Genomic DNA, 15,488 nt, shown 5'->3' with positions numbered 1-15,488 from the left:
ATGCCGAAGCCGATGCCGAAGCAGGACACGCACGCTGCGCTGACCAAGGCCGGGCGTGCGCTGCGGGTGGTGATACTCATCGCCCTCGCGCTGCTGTTCCTCGTGCCGTTCTATCTGCTGGTACGGAACGGACTGGCGACCGAGCGGGAGATCACCTCGCCCGACTGGACGTTCTTCCCCCGCGAGCTCCGGTGGTCGAATCTGACCGAGGTGTTCCGGGACCCGAGCCTGCCCATGGCGCGGGCGCTGCTCAACTCGACGCTGATCGCGGTGTCGACGACCGTCGGCACGATCGTGCTCGCCTCACTGGCGGGGTACGGGCTGGCGCGGATTCCCTACCGCTACGCCAATGTCGTCTTCTACGTGATCCTGGGGACGCTGATGGTCCCGGCGGCCGTGACGTTCGTGCCGAGCTTTGTGCTGGTGTCGTCGCTCGGCTGGATCTCGACGTTGCGGGGGCTGGTGATTCCGACGCTGTTCAGCGCCTTCGCCTGCTTCATCTTCCGGCAGTACTTCCTGGGCTTCCCCAAGGAGCTGGAGGACGCGGCACGGGTGGACGGGCTCGGGTACTGGCGGACGTACTGGCGGATCGTCGTGCCCAACACGCGGCCGGTCTTTGCCGCGGTCGGGACGATCGTGTTCATCGGGGCCTGGAACGCGTTTCTGTGGCCGCTGGTGATCGGGCAGGACCAGGAGGCATGGACGGTACAGGTGGCGCTGTCCACGTTCACCACGGCGCAGAACCTGAATCTGCATGAGCTGTTCGTGGCGGCGGCCGTGTCGATCGCGCCGCTGGTGGTCGTCTTTCTGCTGCTCCAGCGGTACATCGTGGCGGGGGTGGAACGCAGCGGCATCGACGACTGACGGGCGGGGCGGGCGCGGCCTCGGCGGTCGTGGCCTCGGTGGTGTCCTGACGGTCGACGGACACCGCGGCGGCCGGACCCACCGGACCACAGCCGGACAGCTGAAGGGCTGGACGGCTGGACGGCTGGACGGCTGGACGGCTGGACGGCTGGACGGCTGGACGGCTGGACGGCTGGACGGCAGAACGGCTAGTGCACGCAGAACTCGTTGTCCTCCGGATCCGTCATGACCACCCACTCGCCGCCCTGCTCCTTGACGTGGCTCTGGATCCGGGCACCGAGGACGCGCAGGCGCTCAACCTCGGCGTCCCGCTCGCCCGCGGGGCCGTGCAGGTCGATATGCAGGCGATTCTTGGCCGTCTTCCGTTCCGACCCCGGTACGCGGTTGAAGAGCAGCCGACGCCCCAGCCCCGTGCCGCTCTCCGCGTCGTACGGGTCGTCGGGATGGCGTACCGCCGCCGCGTCCCGCCAGGCGCGCCGGTCGTGGTGGTCGATGAGGATCTCGGGCTGGATGGCGCCGAAACCGAGGAGCTTGCCGATGAGGGCGCCGTGGTCCTCGATTTCGTAGTGGAGTGCGGCCGCCCAGAAGTCGGCCTGGGCGTGCGGGTCTTGGGCGTCGATGACGAGTTTCCAGTGCAGCGGAGTCGAGGTCATGGTCACCACTTATAGACCCAGGCACTGACATCGGGGCCGCGGGACGGGGTGCCGCCCGCCTAGTCGGGCAGCGCGGCGCGCTCGGACGTGGTCATGAACACCGCGGCGGCACCGGTGGTCACGATGAGGACGACGGCCACCCAGAACGCGTGCCGGGCCCCGGCGGACGCGCCGGCGTGGAAGAAGACCGTGCCGAGCAGGGCGACGCCCAGGGTGCCGCCGAGTTGCTGGACGGCGTTGAGCAGACCGGCGGCCGAACCGGTTTCGTGCGGGCGGACCCGGTGCAGGGCGGTGGTGAAGTACGGGACGGCGAACAGCCCTTGCCCCAGGCCGCAGACGGCGAGCGCCACGGGCAGCGGCCACCGGAGGCTGCCGGCCGGGCTGGTGGCGTAGACGAGGATGGCCGCCAGCGCGCCGAGCAGGAGGACGGTGAGACCGGCGAACATCACGGGGGCACCGAAGCGCGGCACCAGGCGGCTGCCGGCGGTCCAGGACGCCACCGCCATCGCAGCGGACCACGGCAGCAGCGTCAGCCCGGCGGACCGGACGTCGAGGTGGAGCCCGAGCTCCAGCTGGAGGACGACGACGAGCGTCAGGCCGTTGACCACCGCGAAGAACAGCGTGGACGCGGCCAGTGCGGCGGGGAAGCCGTGGTGACGGAACAGACTGGCCTCGACCAGCGGGTTGCGGCCGCGCCGGGCGCGATGGCGCTGGTGGTACCCGAAGACCACGAGGACGGCGAGGCCGAGGACGAGGGCGGCCACGTTGCGGGCCGGCCATCCGGCCGTGCCGGCCTCGATCAGGGGGAACACGGTCAGGCCGATGGCGAGGACGGCGAGCGCCGTGCCGAGGAGATCGAGGCGCGGCCGGTGCGCGGACCGGTCCTCGCGCAGCAGCGACGACGCGATGAGTACGCCGACGCCGAGCGGAATATTGACCAGGAAGACCGATCGCCACGAGGACCCGAGCACATCGGCGTGCGTCAGCACCCCGCCGAGTACGGGGCCGCAGACCGCGGCCAGGCCCATGACCGGGCCGATGCTTCCCATGGCCTTGGCGAGCTCCCGGCCGTCGAACATGCCGCGGATCATGCCGATGGTCTGCGGGATCACCAGGGCGGCCGCGGCGCCCTGAACGGCCCGCGCGGCGATCAGCATCCCGGGCGAACCGGCCGCGGCGCAGGCCAGCGAGCCGAGCAGGAACCCCACGACGCCGATCCGGAAGACCCTCTTGCGCCCGGCCGTGTCCCCGAGGCGTCCCCCCGTGACCAGCAGCACCGCGAACGGCAGGGTGTAGGCGGCGCCGAACCACTGGATGTCGGATGCGGGCCCGCCGAGGTCGGCGTGGATCACCGGTGCGGCGACCGGGGTGATCGTGGCGTCGAGCAGATTCATCGCCTCGGCGATCAGCAGCGTCACCAGCGCGCCCCAGCGCCATCGGTACGGCACGGCCGACGCATCGGCCTCGTCGTGCACCGCGGCACCTTTCGCCGCACCCTGCTCCTCGTGCGCACCGTTCACCACATCCTGAGCATCCTGCGCATCGACTTTCTCCATGGGCCCTTCCCTTCGTGACGTTTCGGCGAGTGCACGACCGAGGGTGCCGAGCCACCTCGCACCCGTTCCATCTGTCACGTGGGATTCATTGGTTTCTTCCGCAGCGCCGTGGAGTGCAGAGGTTTTCTTCCATGCGGGAGCCGTCTCCGAGCCCGGTCCGAACCCCTCCGAGCCATACTCGAGCCATGCCGGACTCCCCACTGGACGACGTGGACCGCGGCCTGGTGCACGCCTTGCACATCGACGGCCGGGCGCCCTTCAGCCGGATCGCCGACGCGCTCGGCGTATCGACGCAGACCGTGGCCCGCCGCTACCGGCGGCTGCGGGCCGATGCCGGACTGCGGGTCGTCGGGCTGCCCGAACCGCATCGCGCGGGCCGGGCCCAATGGCTGGTCCGGCTCACCGCTGGCCCGCGCGCCGCCCAGGACCTCGCCCAGGCCTTGGCCCGGCGGGCCGACACCTCATGGGTCAAGCTCGCTTCCGGCGGCACCGAGATCGTCGCGGTCGTCGATACGTCGAGCGGCGCCGACGGCGGGCACTCGCTCGTACTGGACGACATTCCGCGGACCTCGGGCATCACAGCGGTCTCGTCCCACTATCTGCTGCACACCTACCTCGGCGGCCCCACCGCCTGGCGTGGGCGGGCCACCGCCCTCACCGATCGGCAGCAACGTCAACTCCGGCCGCCCGAGCGGGCCGACGCCGACCGCATCCCCGTCGACCGGCGGCGCGTGGCCGCCACCGACCATGACCTGTTGCGCGCGCTTGAACGGGACGGCCGCGCCGGGCAGGCCGAACTGGCCGCCGCCACCGGCTGGTCGCCGGCCACCGTCGCGCGCCGGCTCACCGAACTCCGGGCCTCCGGCGCGATCTTCTTCGATGTGGAGGTGGATGACGCGCTGTTCGGCGCGCCCACCCGGGCCCTGCTGTGGATGGCCGTCCCTCCGGCGCACCTCGAGTACGTCGCGACCGCCCTGGCCGAGCACGACGAGCTCGCCTTCGTCGCGGCCACCACCGGCCCGACGAATCTGGTCGCCCAGGCCCTGTGCCCCGATCCGGCCGCCTTGCACCGCTACCTCACCCGCCGCCTCGGCGCCCTCGAAGCGATCCACACCCTGGAGACCTCCCCCCTGCTGCGCACCGTCAAGGCGGCGGGTTCGTTCCTGCCCGGGGCAGTGGGCTCCCGCCGGGCGGACCGTGGCCGCCGCTGACGGCATGCGGTACGGTGCCTGGCATGAGCATGTACTCGATCTTCCGTGAGGCGGAGCCGCGCGACGGCGGCCCCCACGGCGAGTGCGCGCCCCGCGGCCTGACCTTTCTGCGCCGCCGCGGCCGGGTGGGATCTCCCCCGGCCGGTTGTCGCCGCACGTCCTGACGCCCCCGGCGTCCTCGGCCCCCTCGGCGACCCCACGGCGTTCCCCCGCCCGACGGCTTCCCTCTAGGACGCCACGTACGGCTTCCCCCGGGATCGTCCCGTACGACGGCTCCGCTACCTCCCCACACGTCTCCCCCCGTCTCTCCCCGTCTCTCCCCGCATCGCTTGCCGCATCCCTTGCCGCATCGCTTGCCATCTCTCCCGCCAGGAGGACCAGTTGACGGCCATTGCCAACCCCACCGCTCCCACGGCCCCCACGGCCCCCGTGGACTCCCCCACCCTCCGCCCCCACCGCATCCCCGCCGACGGGCTGTACGAGGGCCACCGCATCCTGCGCCGCACCCCCGGCGGCTGGACGGACCGGCCGTACGAGCTCTTCGAGGTGGTGCCGCAGGCCGCCACCATCGGGGCCGAAATTCGCGGTCTGGACCTCTCCGGGCCGCTGCCCGAGAAGCTTCGGGCGGAGCTGAACCGGGCGCTGCTGGAGTGGAAGGTGCTGTTCTTCCGCGGTCAGCATCTGGCCTCCGATGCACAGCGGGAATTCGCCCGTAATTGGGGAGAGCTGGAGACCAATCCGTTGCTCGCGCGGGGCGACGCGAAGGATGTGGTGCGGTTCGACAAGGCGGACGGTGCGGTGCCGACGTTCGAGAACGTATGGCACACGGATGTCACCTTCCGCGAACGGCCCGCGATGGGCGCGGTGTTGCAGCTGCGCGAGGTTCCACCGGCCGGCGGGGACACGATGTGGGCCGATATGGCCGCCGCGTACGACAATTTGCCGGAGAAAATCCGGGCACGGATTAATAAGGCGCGGGCGGTGCACGACTATCTCCCGGGGTTCGCGCGCTTCTACTCCGCCGCCCAACTGGCGCCATTTCAGGGGGAGTTCCCGCCGGTCGAGCATCCGGTGGTGCGCCGCCACCCCGAGACCGGGCGGCGGATGCTGTTCGTCAACGCGTCCTTCACCACGCGGATCGTGGGACTGACGGAGGCGGAGAGCGACCGGCTGTTGCGGGTGCTGTTCCAGCAAGCGCAGGTACCGGAGTTCCAGGTGCGGTGGAAGTGGCGGGCGGGGGACGTCGCGTTCTGGGACAACCGCGCCACGCAGCACTATGCGGTGAACGACTACGGGACGCACCGCCGGGTAGCCGAGCGGGTCGCCATCGCGGGCGACCGGCCGCACTGAGAAAGAGAACCGCCGCGCCGAGCAAGGGAACGGCCGTACCGGGCAAGGGCCCGGCCGCGATGAGCGAAGGAACGGCCGCGCCGTCCTCTCATCCCTGCATCTCCGCCGTGCGCGCCCCGCGCAACAGCGCCGCGCCCAGCGGGGTCAGGGTGTGGAGGACGGCGTTGCCCTGGCGCAGGGTGAGCAGGAGGCCGGCGTCGCGCAGTACGGTCGCGTGCTGGCTGGCGGAGGCCAGGGAGACATCGACGCGGCGGGCGAGTTCGCTGGTGGTGCAGCCGATGCCGATGCCCTGGAGGATCGCGGAACGGGTGTGGCCGACGAGCCGGCTCAGGGAGCGTTCCGGCGGTACGGGCGGCGTCAGGCGGGGCGTCTGGTGCTCGACGGGGTAGACCAGGACGGGTGTCAGGTCCGGGTTGTGGAACGTGACCGGGGTGCGGCGGCAGAAGTACGACGGCAGGAGGAGCAGGCCGCGGCCGTTCAGATGGAGGTCGCGGTCCACCGGGTAGTCGGCTTCCAGCACGGGCGCCCGCCAGCGCAGCATCGGCGGCAGCGAGGCGAGCAGCCGGTCCGCGCCGCCGTCCAGGAGGGCCCGGCCGCGGGCGGCCCGGTCGGCCTCGATACGGCCCTGGACGCGCGACCAGCACGGGGCGACCGCGGCCTCGTAATAGCGCTGGAGGACGCCCGCGAGGCGGCCGAGCGAGCGGCTGCTGCCCTCGGCCATGTCCCGTATCCAGCCCGGCAGCGGGCGGGCGGCGGTGGGCAGGCGGGAGAGCTCGTCGTGCAGCCGGGCCGCTGGGGTTTCGCGCAGCGCGGCGAGCGCCTCGTCCATGCCGAGGAGCCCTTCGGCGGGCGTGAGGAAATCGGGGAAATAGCCGCGGGTGGGCACCAGCGGAGCCAGCAGCCGCGTTTCGCCATTCAACCTTCCCCGCGTTTCCGATCGCCATCTGCCGAATGCGGAATCGTCGCGTCTGTCTCGCAGTCGGTGAAAGCTCAAAACGGTCTCCCACAGTGCGTCCGGGCGTGCGGCAATGCGCACCCGAGCCAGGTCGAGTCCACTGAAATGGACGCGTAGCACCGAACCCCCACCTTGCTTTCCTCGGTTGACCCCCCGGTACGCCCTGAGTATGCACGCCAACACGCGCGGTCACCATGCCCTTTTGGCCAGAGTTGAAAAGGGTCGCGCCACCGGCCGGGCGACCGGAATGCTGTAGTCAATTCAACGGCGGTGCGAACGGAACGGATTGCTCGATCCCGTGGGGGGTGATGGGCAAATAACCGGCCGCTCAGCGTTCCGTTGAAGAGCCGCCTTCCCACGCCGACAGGGGTGGCGGCAGCTCCCGAGGGGGGAGCCCGGAGAAAGAGTGAGGGCGGTACCTCCGCACAGGTGCCGCCCTTGCCCTCCGTCCGCGGCGAGTTGGGATCATGCGGGGCATGCCCCGCAGCCCGACCCGCATCCTGACACACATCGATCTGCCGGCCGTCCTCGATCCCGCGTCCGGTACGGCCGCCCTGCGCGAGGGCTTCTGCCGCGCGATTCCGCCTCGGTCGTCGGGCAGCGGGTGCGCACCGATCTGCCGTCCCCCGGTACGGCCACGGCCCTGATGCCCGGTGTACTGCCAGGAGTCGAGGCGTACACGGTCAAGGTCAACGCCAAGTTCCCGGGCGCCCGGCCCGCGTTGCGCGGCGTGATCTGCCTGCACGGCGGCGCCGATGACGCCCTCGGCGAGGTCCTGCGCGGCGCACACCCCGGCCGTACGACGGCCGCGGCCCGCGCCGTCTGCGCGCCCGTCGGCCTCCCCTGGCAGGACCTCGCGCTCGCCTGGACCGCGCACCGGCGGGCGGAGCGGCTGGACATCGGGGCCACGGTCGATCCGCTCGGGTGAGAACGGGATACGCGAACGGACCGGCAGAGGGGCACAGCGCCAGACGCCCACACCGGCACAGCGCCGGCCCAAGCCCCGGGAAAGGCTGAGGGCGGCACCTCCGCACAAGGTGCCGCCCTCATTGGGGTGCCGGAGCCGACAGCCAGGCGGCTGAGGGTGAGGTGCCGGGCGGGGCCGGCTCCGGTGGTCGAGCGGGGTGGTGCCGCGGACGTTGGGGCGTCCGCGGCACCCGTAGGGTCAGCGGCTGTCGCTGCCCTGGGACTCGGCTGCCGCGCGGCCCGCCTCCAGGCGCGCGACCGGGATGCGGAACGGGGAGCAGGAGACGTAGTCCAGGCCGACCTCGTGGAAGAAGTGGACCGACTCCGGGTCGCCGCCGTGCTCGCCGCAGACGCCGAGCTTGAGGTCCGGGCGGGTGGCCCGGCCGGCCGCGGCGGCGTTGCGGACGAGCGCGCCCACGCCGTCCCTGTCGATGGTCTCGAACGGGCTGACGCCGAAGATGCCCTTCTCCAGGTACGCGGTGAAGAAGCTGGCCTCGACGTCGTCGCGGGAGAAGCCCCAGACCGTCTGCGTGAGGTCGTTCGTACCGAAGGAGAAGAAGTCGGCCGACTCGGCGATCTGGCCGGCCGTCAGGGCGGCGCGGGGCAGCTCGATCATCGTGCCGAGGGTGAGCGAGAGGCTGACACCGGAGGCCTTTTCGACCTCGGCGATGACCTGCTCGGCCTCCTCGCGGACGATCTCCAGCTCCTGGACCGTGCCGACCAGCGGGATCATGATCTCGGCGCGCGGGTCGCCGCCCGCCTTCTTGCGCTCGGCCGACGCCTCGGCGATCGCCCGTACCTGCATGGCGAACAGGCCGGGGATGACCAGGCCGAGACGGACGCCGCGCAGACCCAGCATCGGGTTCTGCTCGTGCAGCTTGTGCACGGCCTGGAGGAGGCGCAGGTCGTTCTCGTTGGCGTCCTTGCGGGCCTCGGCGAGCGCGACCCGGACCGACAGCTCGGTGATGTCGGGCAGGAACTCGTGCAGCGGCGGGTCCAGCAGCCGCACGGTCACCGGCAGCCCGTCCATCGCCTCGAACAGCTCGGTGAAGTCGGACTGCTGGAGCGGCAGCAGCTCGGCGAGCGCGGCGTCCCGGTCGGCTTCGGTGTCGGCCAGGATGAGGCGCTCGACCATCTCGCGGCGCTCACCGAGGAACATGTGCTCGGTGCGGCACAGGCCGATGCCCTGGGCGCCGAACCGGCGGGCGCGGGCGGCGTCCTCGGCGTTGTCGGCGTTGGTACGCACGGCCAGCCGGCGCTGCGAGTCCGCGTACGTCATCAGACGGTGCACGGACCGCACCAGCTCGTCGGCGCCCTCCGCTTCCGTGTCGACCTTGCCCTCGAAGTACTCGACGACCGGGGACGGCACGACCGGCACCTCGCCGGCGTAGACCTTGCCGGTGGAACCGTCGATGGAGACGACGTCGCCCTCCTCTATGACGGTCCCCTCGCGGGTCGTCATCCGGCGCGACTTGGTGTCGACCTCCAGCTCCTCGGCGCCGCAGACACAGGTCTTGCCCATGCCGCGGGCGACGACGGCGGCGTGCGAGGTCTTGCCGCCGCGGGAGGTGAGGATGCCCTCGGCGGCGATCATGCCGTTGAGGTCGTCCGGGTTGGTCTCGCGGCGGATCAGGATGACCTTCTCGCCCGAACGCGACCACTTGACGGCGGTGTACGAGTCGAAGACGGCCTTGCCGACCGCCGCGCCCGGGGAGGCGGCGATGCCGCGGCCGATCGTGGTGGACTTCGCGTCCAGGTCGAAGCGGGGGAACATCAGCTGCGCCAGCTGCCCGCCGGTGACCCGCTGGAGGGCCTCGGCCTCATCGATCAGGCCCTGGTCGACGAGCTGGGTGGCGATGCGGAAGGCGGCACCGGCGGTGCGCTTGCCGACCCGGGTCTGCAGCATCCACAGCTTGCCGCGCTCGATGGTGAACTCGATGTCGCACAGGTCCTTGTAGTGCGTCTCGAGCGTCTCCATGATCTGCATCAGCTGGTCGTACGAGGCCTTGTCGATCCCCTCGAGATCGGCCAGCGGCACGGTGTTGCGGATACCGGCGACGACGTCCTCGCCCTGGGCGTTCTGCAGGTAGTCGCCGTAGACGCCCTGGTGGCCGCTGGCGGGGTCGCGGGTGAAGGCGACGCCGGTGCCGGAGTCGGGGCCGAGGTTGCCGAAGACCATGGAGCAGACGTTGACGGCCGTGCCGAGGTCGCCCGGGATCCGCTCCTGGCGGCGGTAGAGCTTCGCCCGGTCGGTGTTCCACGAGTCGAAGACCGCGCGCACCGCGAGGTCCATCTGCTCGCGCGGCTCCTGCGGGAAGTCGCGGCCGGTCTCCTTGGCGACGATGTCCTTGAAGTGCCCGACGAGGCCCTGAAGGTCGGCCGCGTCCAGATCGACGTCGATGACGACGCCCTTGGCGCGCTTGGCGTCGTCGAGCGCCTCCTCGAAGAGCTCGCCGTCCACGCCGAGCACGGTCTTGCCGAACATCTGGATGAGGCGGCGGTAGGAGTCCCACGCGAACCGCTCGTCACCGGCCTGCGTGGCAAGGCCGGAAACCGATGCATCGGAGAGGCCGATGTTGAGGACGGTGTCCATCATGCCGGGCATGGAGAACTTCGCACCGGAACGCACCGATACGAGCAGCGGGTCGTCGGCCTGGCCGAGCTTCTTGCCCATCTGCCGCTCAAGCGCGTCGAGGTGCTCGGAGACCTCGGCACGCAGTGCCGCGGGCTCGGAGCCGCTCTCGAGGTAGACCTTGCAGGCTTCGGTGGTGATCGTGAAGCCGGGAGGGACGGGAAGTCCCAGGTTGGTCATCTCCGCGAGGTTGGCGCCCTTGCCACCGAGGAGGTCCTTGAGGCCCTTGTGGCCCTCGGTGAAGTCATAGACGAACTTCACCGGCGTCGACACGGACGCGGACTGGCTTACGTGGGGATCTTGTGTTTCCGGCACGGGACTGGCTCCTCGCCGACGGGCTGCCCTGACGGCGAGGAACATACCCAGATCGAAGGCGTATGGGTACGTCCACTTGGTCGACATACGTGCGTAACCGGGTGTCGGCCAGCGGATCGAAAGTGATCTGGCCTTCTGGCTTAACTTCAATACCTGAACACATGATTCCGCTGTGCAGTCAGGAGAGCGCCATTGCGTTACTCATTGCGACCGTTCACTTGATCAGTCGAACACACTGAGCGTGGCACCCAGTGCCATCATTGGAGAGGTGGAGCCGGACCGTGAACGCTCATGTGAGCGGACCCCCTATCAGGGGTGGCGAGAATCACGCGCTCATGTGTGACGCGGTTCCATCATTTGGACCCTCTTCGACTAAACGATCAAGGGGTGACTTCGCCTCGACTCCCCCTCAGCTCCACCTCGATGCGGTCGCCCCTTCCCCACCACGAAGCGTGAGCGTCGGGATCCGGCCATTAGTTCGGAGCCGAAGGGACCCCCGCCCGGTCCGGCCGGCTTCGTATACGGCGCGGCGCCCTGTTCCTCGGCCGCGGGCGCCCCGGCCGCCTCAGGCGCGCCTGCGCAGCAGCGGCACCACCGCCAGCGCACTGACCAGCGTTCCGGCCGCGATGGGCAGCGCGGTCATATAGAGGGCGTGCGCGGACGAGGCCCGGTCGGCCGTGGCCAGGAACACGCTGCCGTACGCCGCGACGCCGACCACCTGGGCGATCTGCGGCACGGTCGTGAGCACCCCGCTGGCGTCGGAGGCATCGGCGGGATCGACCCCGGACAGGGCGAGGGTCAGCAGCGGGCTGGTGGTGTAGCCCATGCCGAGACCGACGACGAGTTGGAGGGCGGGGAGCGCGAGGCCGCCCTGGGTGCCCGTCCGCATGACGAGGGCGATGCCGAGATAGCCGGCCGCAGCGAGCGCCCAGGCCGCGGCGATCATCGCCCGGTGGCTGCGGGCGGGCAGCTTCTGCCAGGTGAGGCTGCCGACGGCGACGCCGACGGCCAGCGGGACGAAGGTCAGTCCGGCGCGGGTCGGTGACTCGCCGAGCCCCGACTGCAGATGCTGGGAGAAGGCGAAGAGGAAGCCCGCGTAGCCGGCCATGCCGAAGAAGAGCGAGCCGGCGCCGCACACCAGGTCCCGTGACCCCAGTACCCGGCCGGGCACCAGCGGTGCGCCGCCCCGGCGCGCGACCGCCCGTTCCACCAGCACGAACACCCCGAACACCGGGGCCGCGGCGGCCAGGCAGAGCCGCGTCCACAGCGGCCAGTGCTGCTCATGGCCGAGGACCAGCGGTACGACCAGCAGGAGCAGCGCCGCGGTCAGCGTGAGCACGCCGGGCAGGTCCAGGCCCTTGGGCGACGGGGCCACCTCGCGCGGCAGCAGCCGCGCCGCCGCGGCCAGCAGCGCCAGACCGACCGGCACATTGATCAGGAAGACCGGCCGCCAGCCGGTGCCCCACAGATCGGCGCTGACCAGCAGCCCGCCGGCCACCTGGCCGACCACCACGGCCAGCGCGACCACCGCCGCGTACAGGCTCAACGCCCGTGCCCTGGCGGCCCCTTGGAACGACAGCTGAATCAGGCTGTAGATCTGCGGGATCATCAGCCCCGCGCCGATTCCCTGCACCACGCGGGCGCCGATCAGCGGGCCCGCGCCGGGCGCGAGACCGCAGGCGAAGGAGGCCGCGGTGAAGAGGGCGAGGCCGGTCAGGAATATCGCCCGGTATCCGTTGCGGGCGCCGAGCCGGGCCCCCGTAATCAGCAGCGCGGCGTAGGAAATCGTATAGCCGGAGACGATCAACTGCAGTGCGGAGCCGGTGGTGTGGAGATCGGTCCGCATGGCGGGAGTGGCGACATTGACGATCGTCGAGTCCAGCAGGGCCATGAATACCGCGCCGAGGACGACGAGGAGGATGCCGTTGTTGTTGCGGCCGTTTTTGTTGCCGCCGCCGTCCGGCCGTTTCCGTGGAGCGGCCGGAGTGTGTTCGGGTACCGGAATTCGGGTGGAAAGGGAGTCCCGGCCGGATGCGGGAATGGGGTCCGGTGCGGGATTCGGGTCGTACGTCGTCTCGCTCATGACGGCGATCTTCGCGACCCGCTTATGGGGGTACCAGTATCCAGCGATCCTGGTACCGGCGGTATCTGGCACCGCGCCACGGCGTCCCGCAAGATGGTCCGGTGCCGACCACCACCACGAGGACCACCGCCCGTACCGCAGCCGCCCGTTCCGCGGCCGCCGCGTCCACGCGGCGCGGCGAACTCGCCGCGTTTCTGCGGCTGCGCCGGGAGCGCATCGCGCCCGAGGACGTGGGCCTGCCCGCCGGACCACGGCGCCGTACGCCGGGGCTGCGCCGTGAGGAGGTCGCCGAGCGTGCCGGGGTCGGAGTGGCCTGGTACACCTGGCTCGAACAGGGACGGGCGATCAACCCGAGCGTTCAGGTGCTCGACGCCATCGCCCGCGCGCTGCTGCTCGACGCGGCGGAGCGCGAGCATCTGCACCGCCTCGCGGACGTCCCCGGAGCCGCCCCGCCGCCGCCGGCGCCACAGCCACCGCCGGGGGCGCTGCCGCCCGAGGCCCAGACCATTCTGGATTCACTGACGCCGTTGCCGGCGAGCATGGTCTGCGCCCGCTATGACGTACTCGCTTTCAATGACGCATACGCCGCGCTCGATCCCCGTATGGCGATCCTGCCGCCGTCGGACCGCAATGTGCTGTGGCGCCTCTTCACCGAGGATGCGGAATCCCAGCCGCTGGTGGACTGGAAGTGCGAGGTCGCTTTTATGGTCAGCCATTTGCGGGGCGAATACGGGCGGCGGCTGGGCGACCCGCGCTGGCGGGCGTATATCCGCAAACTCTCCGACGCCAGCCCGCTGTTCGCGGAGATGTGGGCCCGGCATGAGGTGTCCGCGCCGGTCACGCACCGCAAGAAGTTCCGGACGGTGTACGGCGACGAGGTCGCCATTACCGCGACCGGCTTTACGACGACCGCCGCCCCCGGCACCAAAATGTGGATCTATACGCCGGCGGACGAGAACGCGGTCCGCGCGATCGATGAACTCCTGTGCCGGTTCCGGGAGATCGGGGCGGCGGGGATGGTGGCCGCGGCCACTCGGTGACCCCCGCGGGCCGGCCCGGCCGCCAGGGCCGTCATCAGCCCTTCGGCCGGCGGCCGCTGCGCCGCGGGTGGGGGTCCTGGCCGTTCAGGAGCTCCAGCCGACGATCCTCGCCGTGCGTCTCGACCTGCACGACGATGCGGCGCAGCAGATCCGCCAGGCTCACCGCCTCCTCGTCGCTCAGCGGGTCCGTGACAAAGCCTTCCTCCGCGTTGAACTGCGGGAAGACCTGCGTCATCAGCGCCTCGCCCGCGGGGGTGAGCGCGAGCAGCGCGAGCCGTCCGTCCGTCGGGTGGGTGCTGCGCGCCACCAGGCCGCGGCCCTGGAGCGTGCGGGCGACGCCGGTGAGCGTGCCCTTGGAGATCCCGGCCTCCTCGGCCACCCGGCGGGTCTCCATCTCGCCCCAGATCCACACCACCCACAGCACGACGAAGGACGTCCAGGTCAGCTCGACCCCGCGCAGCACGGAGTTCTCGAAGTGCTGCCGTACGGTGGCCGCGGCGCGGTAGATGTTGGCCACCGCGGCCATCTGCTGGTGGTGGACGGGAAGGTCGCCGAGCTTGGCCCGGACGGCCTTCTCCGTGTCCCCGATGGAACGGTGTCCGCTGACCACGGCGTCTCCCTCGATCGCGCCCGGTCCCCTGTCGGGACCCGTACGGGCTCCATCGATATCGCGGCCGAGGCCTCGCGGGCCGGATCACCCGCCCGATGTCACCCGCCCGACGTGTCCAGCTCCGCGTCCTCGCTGACGCCGGCGCAGTCGTAGGGGTCCTTGAGCCAGCCGTCGGGCAGCACGACCCGGTTGTTGCCGGAGGTACGGCCGCGGGGGCCGTCCGCGCCCTGCGGCCAGGGCTGGTCGAGGTCGAGCTCGCCGAGGCCGTCCTCGAGCTCGGCCAGCGAGCCCGTCATGGCCAGCCGCTTGCGCATGTCGGAGCCGACCGCAAAACCCTTCAGGTACCAGGCGACGTGCTTGCGGAAATCGATGACGCCGCGTTTCTCGTCGCCGATCCATTCGCCGAGGAGCGCGGCGTGCCGCAGCATGACGGCGGCGACCTCGCGCATGCCGGGCGCCTTGGGTGCGCCGCTGCCCTCGAAGGCGGCCACCAGATCGCCGAAGAGCCAGGGGCGGCCGAGGCAGCCGCGGCCCACGACCACGCCGTCGCAGCCGGTCTCGCGCATCATCCGGAGGGCGTCGCCGGCGGACCAGATGTCGCCGTTGCCGAGCACCGGGATCTCCGGGACATGCTCCTTCAGGCGCGCGATGGCGTCCCAGTCGGCGGTGCCGCCGTAGTGCTGGGCGGCGGTGCGGCCGTGCAGGGCGATGGCGGTGACGCCTTCCTCGACGGCGATCCGGCCGGCGTCGAGGAAGGTGATGTGATCGTCGTCGATGCCCTTGCGCATCTTCATCGTGACGGGCAGGTCGCCGGCGCCGGTGACCGCCTCGCGCAGGATGGCGCGCAGCAGATTGCGCTTGTACGGGAGCGCGGAGCCGCCGCCCTTGCGGGTGACCTTGGGGACCGGGCAGCCGAAGTTCAGATCGATGTGGTCGGCCAGGTCCTCTTCCGCGATCATGCGGACGGCCTTGCCGACGGTGGCCGGGTCGACGCCGTACAGCTGGATCGAGCGCGGCTTCTCGGTCGCGTCGAAGTGGATCAGCTGCATGGTCTTCTCGTTGCGTTCGACCAGCGCGCGGGTGGTGATCATCTCGCTGACGAACAGCCCCTTGCCGCCGGAGAACTCCCGGCACAGCGTCCGGAACGGGGCATTGGTGATCCCGGCCATCGGCGCGAGCACCACGGGGGGCTGCACCGTATGCGGACCGATTCGCAGCGAAGTCATGGGGTCCATTGTCCCGCACCGCTCGGG

13 protein-coding genes are annotated in these 15,488 nt (G+C 71.0%); 6 read left to right on the top strand and 7 right to left on the bottom strand.

Annotation, left to right across the window (positions count from 1 at the left end; genetic code table 11):
* Positions 1–864: a carbohydrate ABC transporter permease gene (locus ACIRPT_RS08530; protein WP_403824145.1), complete on the top strand. Its 864-nt coding sequence runs from the start codon at positions 1–3 to the stop codon at positions 862–864.
* Between the two features lie 188 nt (positions 865–1,052).
* On the opposite strand, the gene ACIRPT_RS08525 is transcribed toward ACIRPT_RS08530, so the two are convergent.
* Together ACIRPT_RS08525 and ACIRPT_RS08520 are read right to left on the bottom strand one after the other, a co-directional pair.
* Entirely contained in the window at positions 1,053–1,517 is a 465-nt protein-coding gene (locus tag ACIRPT_RS08525) for a VOC family protein (RefSeq protein ID WP_403824142.1), read from the bottom strand.
* A 59-nt stretch (positions 1,518–1,576) separates the two neighbouring features.
* Entirely contained in the window at positions 1,577–3,073 is a 1,497-nt protein-coding gene (locus ACIRPT_RS08520) for an MFS transporter (RefSeq protein ID WP_403824139.1), read from the bottom strand.
* Positions 3,074–3,258: 185 nt separating this feature from the next.
* Between ACIRPT_RS08520 and ACIRPT_RS08515 the strand changes: the two genes are divergently transcribed.
* The 3 genes from ACIRPT_RS08515 (at position 3,259) to ACIRPT_RS08505 (ending at position 5,634) form a co-directional block, all read left to right on the top strand.
* Complete coding sequence (locus tag ACIRPT_RS08515; protein WP_403824136.1) at positions 3,259–4,284, top strand: Lrp/AsnC family transcriptional regulator; 1,026 nt, start codon at positions 3,259–3,261, stop codon at positions 4,282–4,284.
* A 23-nt stretch (positions 4,285–4,307) separates the two neighbouring features.
* Positions 4,308–4,448, top strand: coding sequence for a hypothetical protein (locus tag ACIRPT_RS08510; RefSeq protein ID WP_403512201.1), 141 nt, complete (start codon positions 4,308–4,310; stop codon positions 4,446–4,448).
* 226 nt (positions 4,449–4,674) lie between these two features.
* Positions 4,675–5,634, top strand: coding sequence for a TauD/TfdA dioxygenase family protein (locus ACIRPT_RS08505; RefSeq protein ID WP_403824631.1), 960 nt, complete (start codon positions 4,675–4,677; stop codon positions 5,632–5,634).
* An 88-nt stretch (positions 5,635–5,722) separates the two neighbouring features.
* Here ACIRPT_RS08505 and ACIRPT_RS08500 read toward each other — a convergent pair whose 3' ends face one another.
* Complete coding sequence (locus ACIRPT_RS08500) at positions 5,723–6,553, bottom strand: helix-turn-helix domain-containing protein (RefSeq protein WP_403824133.1); 831 nt, start codon at positions 6,551–6,553, stop codon at positions 5,723–5,725.
* 682 nt (positions 6,554–7,235) lie between these two features.
* Here ACIRPT_RS08500 and ACIRPT_RS08495 point away from each other — a divergent pair.
* Positions 7,236–7,517 carry a hypothetical protein gene (locus ACIRPT_RS08495; protein WP_403824130.1) on the top strand — a complete coding sequence of 94 codons (282 nt, stop codon included), beginning with the start codon at positions 7,236–7,238 and terminating at the stop codon, positions 7,515–7,517.
* Positions 7,518–7,754: 237 nt separating this feature from the next.
* On the opposite strand, the gene ppdK is transcribed toward ACIRPT_RS08495, so the two are convergent.
* Both ppdK and ACIRPT_RS08485 read right to left on the bottom strand, forming a co-directional pair.
* Positions 7,755–10,502, bottom strand: coding sequence for a pyruvate, phosphate dikinase (gene ppdK / locus ACIRPT_RS08490; RefSeq protein WP_403824127.1), 2,748 nt, complete (start codon positions 10,500–10,502; stop codon positions 7,755–7,757).
* Between the two features lie 565 nt (positions 10,503–11,067).
* Entirely contained in the window at positions 11,068–12,585 is a 1,518-nt protein-coding gene (locus ACIRPT_RS08485; protein ID WP_403824124.1) for an MFS transporter, read from the bottom strand.
* 101 nt (positions 12,586–12,686) lie between these two features.
* On the opposite strand from ACIRPT_RS08485, the gene ACIRPT_RS08480 reads away from it, so the two are divergent.
* The gene (locus ACIRPT_RS08480) at positions 12,687–13,625 is read left to right on the top strand and encodes a helix-turn-helix transcriptional regulator (protein ID WP_403824121.1); all 939 of its coding nucleotides are present in this window, start codon (positions 12,687–12,689) and stop codon (positions 13,623–13,625) included.
* Between the two features lie 34 nt (positions 13,626–13,659).
* Here the strand turns inward: ACIRPT_RS08480 and ACIRPT_RS08475 are convergent, their stop codons facing one another.
* Entirely contained in the window at positions 13,660–14,235 is a 576-nt protein-coding gene (locus ACIRPT_RS08475) for a MarR family winged helix-turn-helix transcriptional regulator (protein WP_403824118.1), read from the bottom strand.
* A gap of 98 nt (positions 14,236–14,333) precedes the next feature.
* Entirely contained in the window at positions 14,334–15,461 is a 1,128-nt protein-coding gene (gene dusB, locus ACIRPT_RS08470) for a tRNA dihydrouridine synthase DusB (protein WP_403824115.1), read from the bottom strand.
* Positions 15,462–15,488 lie beyond the last annotated feature (27 nt).

It is taken from the genome of Streptomyces sp. NPDC101227, assembly GCF_044767545.1.
Taxonomy (GTDB): domain Bacteria; phylum Actinomycetota; class Actinomycetes; order Streptomycetales; family Streptomycetaceae; genus Streptomyces.
This window is presented reverse-complemented; position numbering and strand designations above follow the sequence as displayed.

Coding starts and splice junctions, on each gene's coding strand:
- ACIRPT_RS08530 (WP_403824145.1), top strand. CDS start 1: ATGCCGAAGCCGATGCCGAAGCAGGACACGCACGCTGCGCTGACCAAG.
- ACIRPT_RS08525 (WP_403824142.1), bottom strand. CDS start 1,517: ATGACCTCGACTCCGCTGCACTGGAAACTCGTCATCGACGCCCAAGAC.
- ACIRPT_RS08520 (WP_403824139.1), bottom strand. CDS start 3,073: ATGGAGAAAGTCGATGCGCAGGATGCTCAGGATGTGGTGAACGGTGCG.
- ACIRPT_RS08515 (WP_403824136.1), top strand. CDS start 3,259: ATGCCGGACTCCCCACTGGACGACGTGGACCGCGGCCTGGTGCACGCC.
- ACIRPT_RS08510 (WP_403512201.1), top strand. CDS start 4,308: ATGAGCATGTACTCGATCTTCCGTGAGGCGGAGCCGCGCGACGGCGGC.
- ACIRPT_RS08495 (WP_403824130.1), top strand. CDS start 7,236: ATGCCCGGTGTACTGCCAGGAGTCGAGGCGTACACGGTCAAGGTCAAC.
- ACIRPT_RS08485 (WP_403824124.1), bottom strand. CDS start 12,585: ATGAGCGAGACGACGTACGACCCGAATCCCGCACCGGACCCCATTCCC.
- dusB (WP_403824115.1), bottom strand. CDS start 15,461: ATGACTTCGCTGCGAATCGGTCCGCATACGGTGCAGCCCCCCGTGGTG.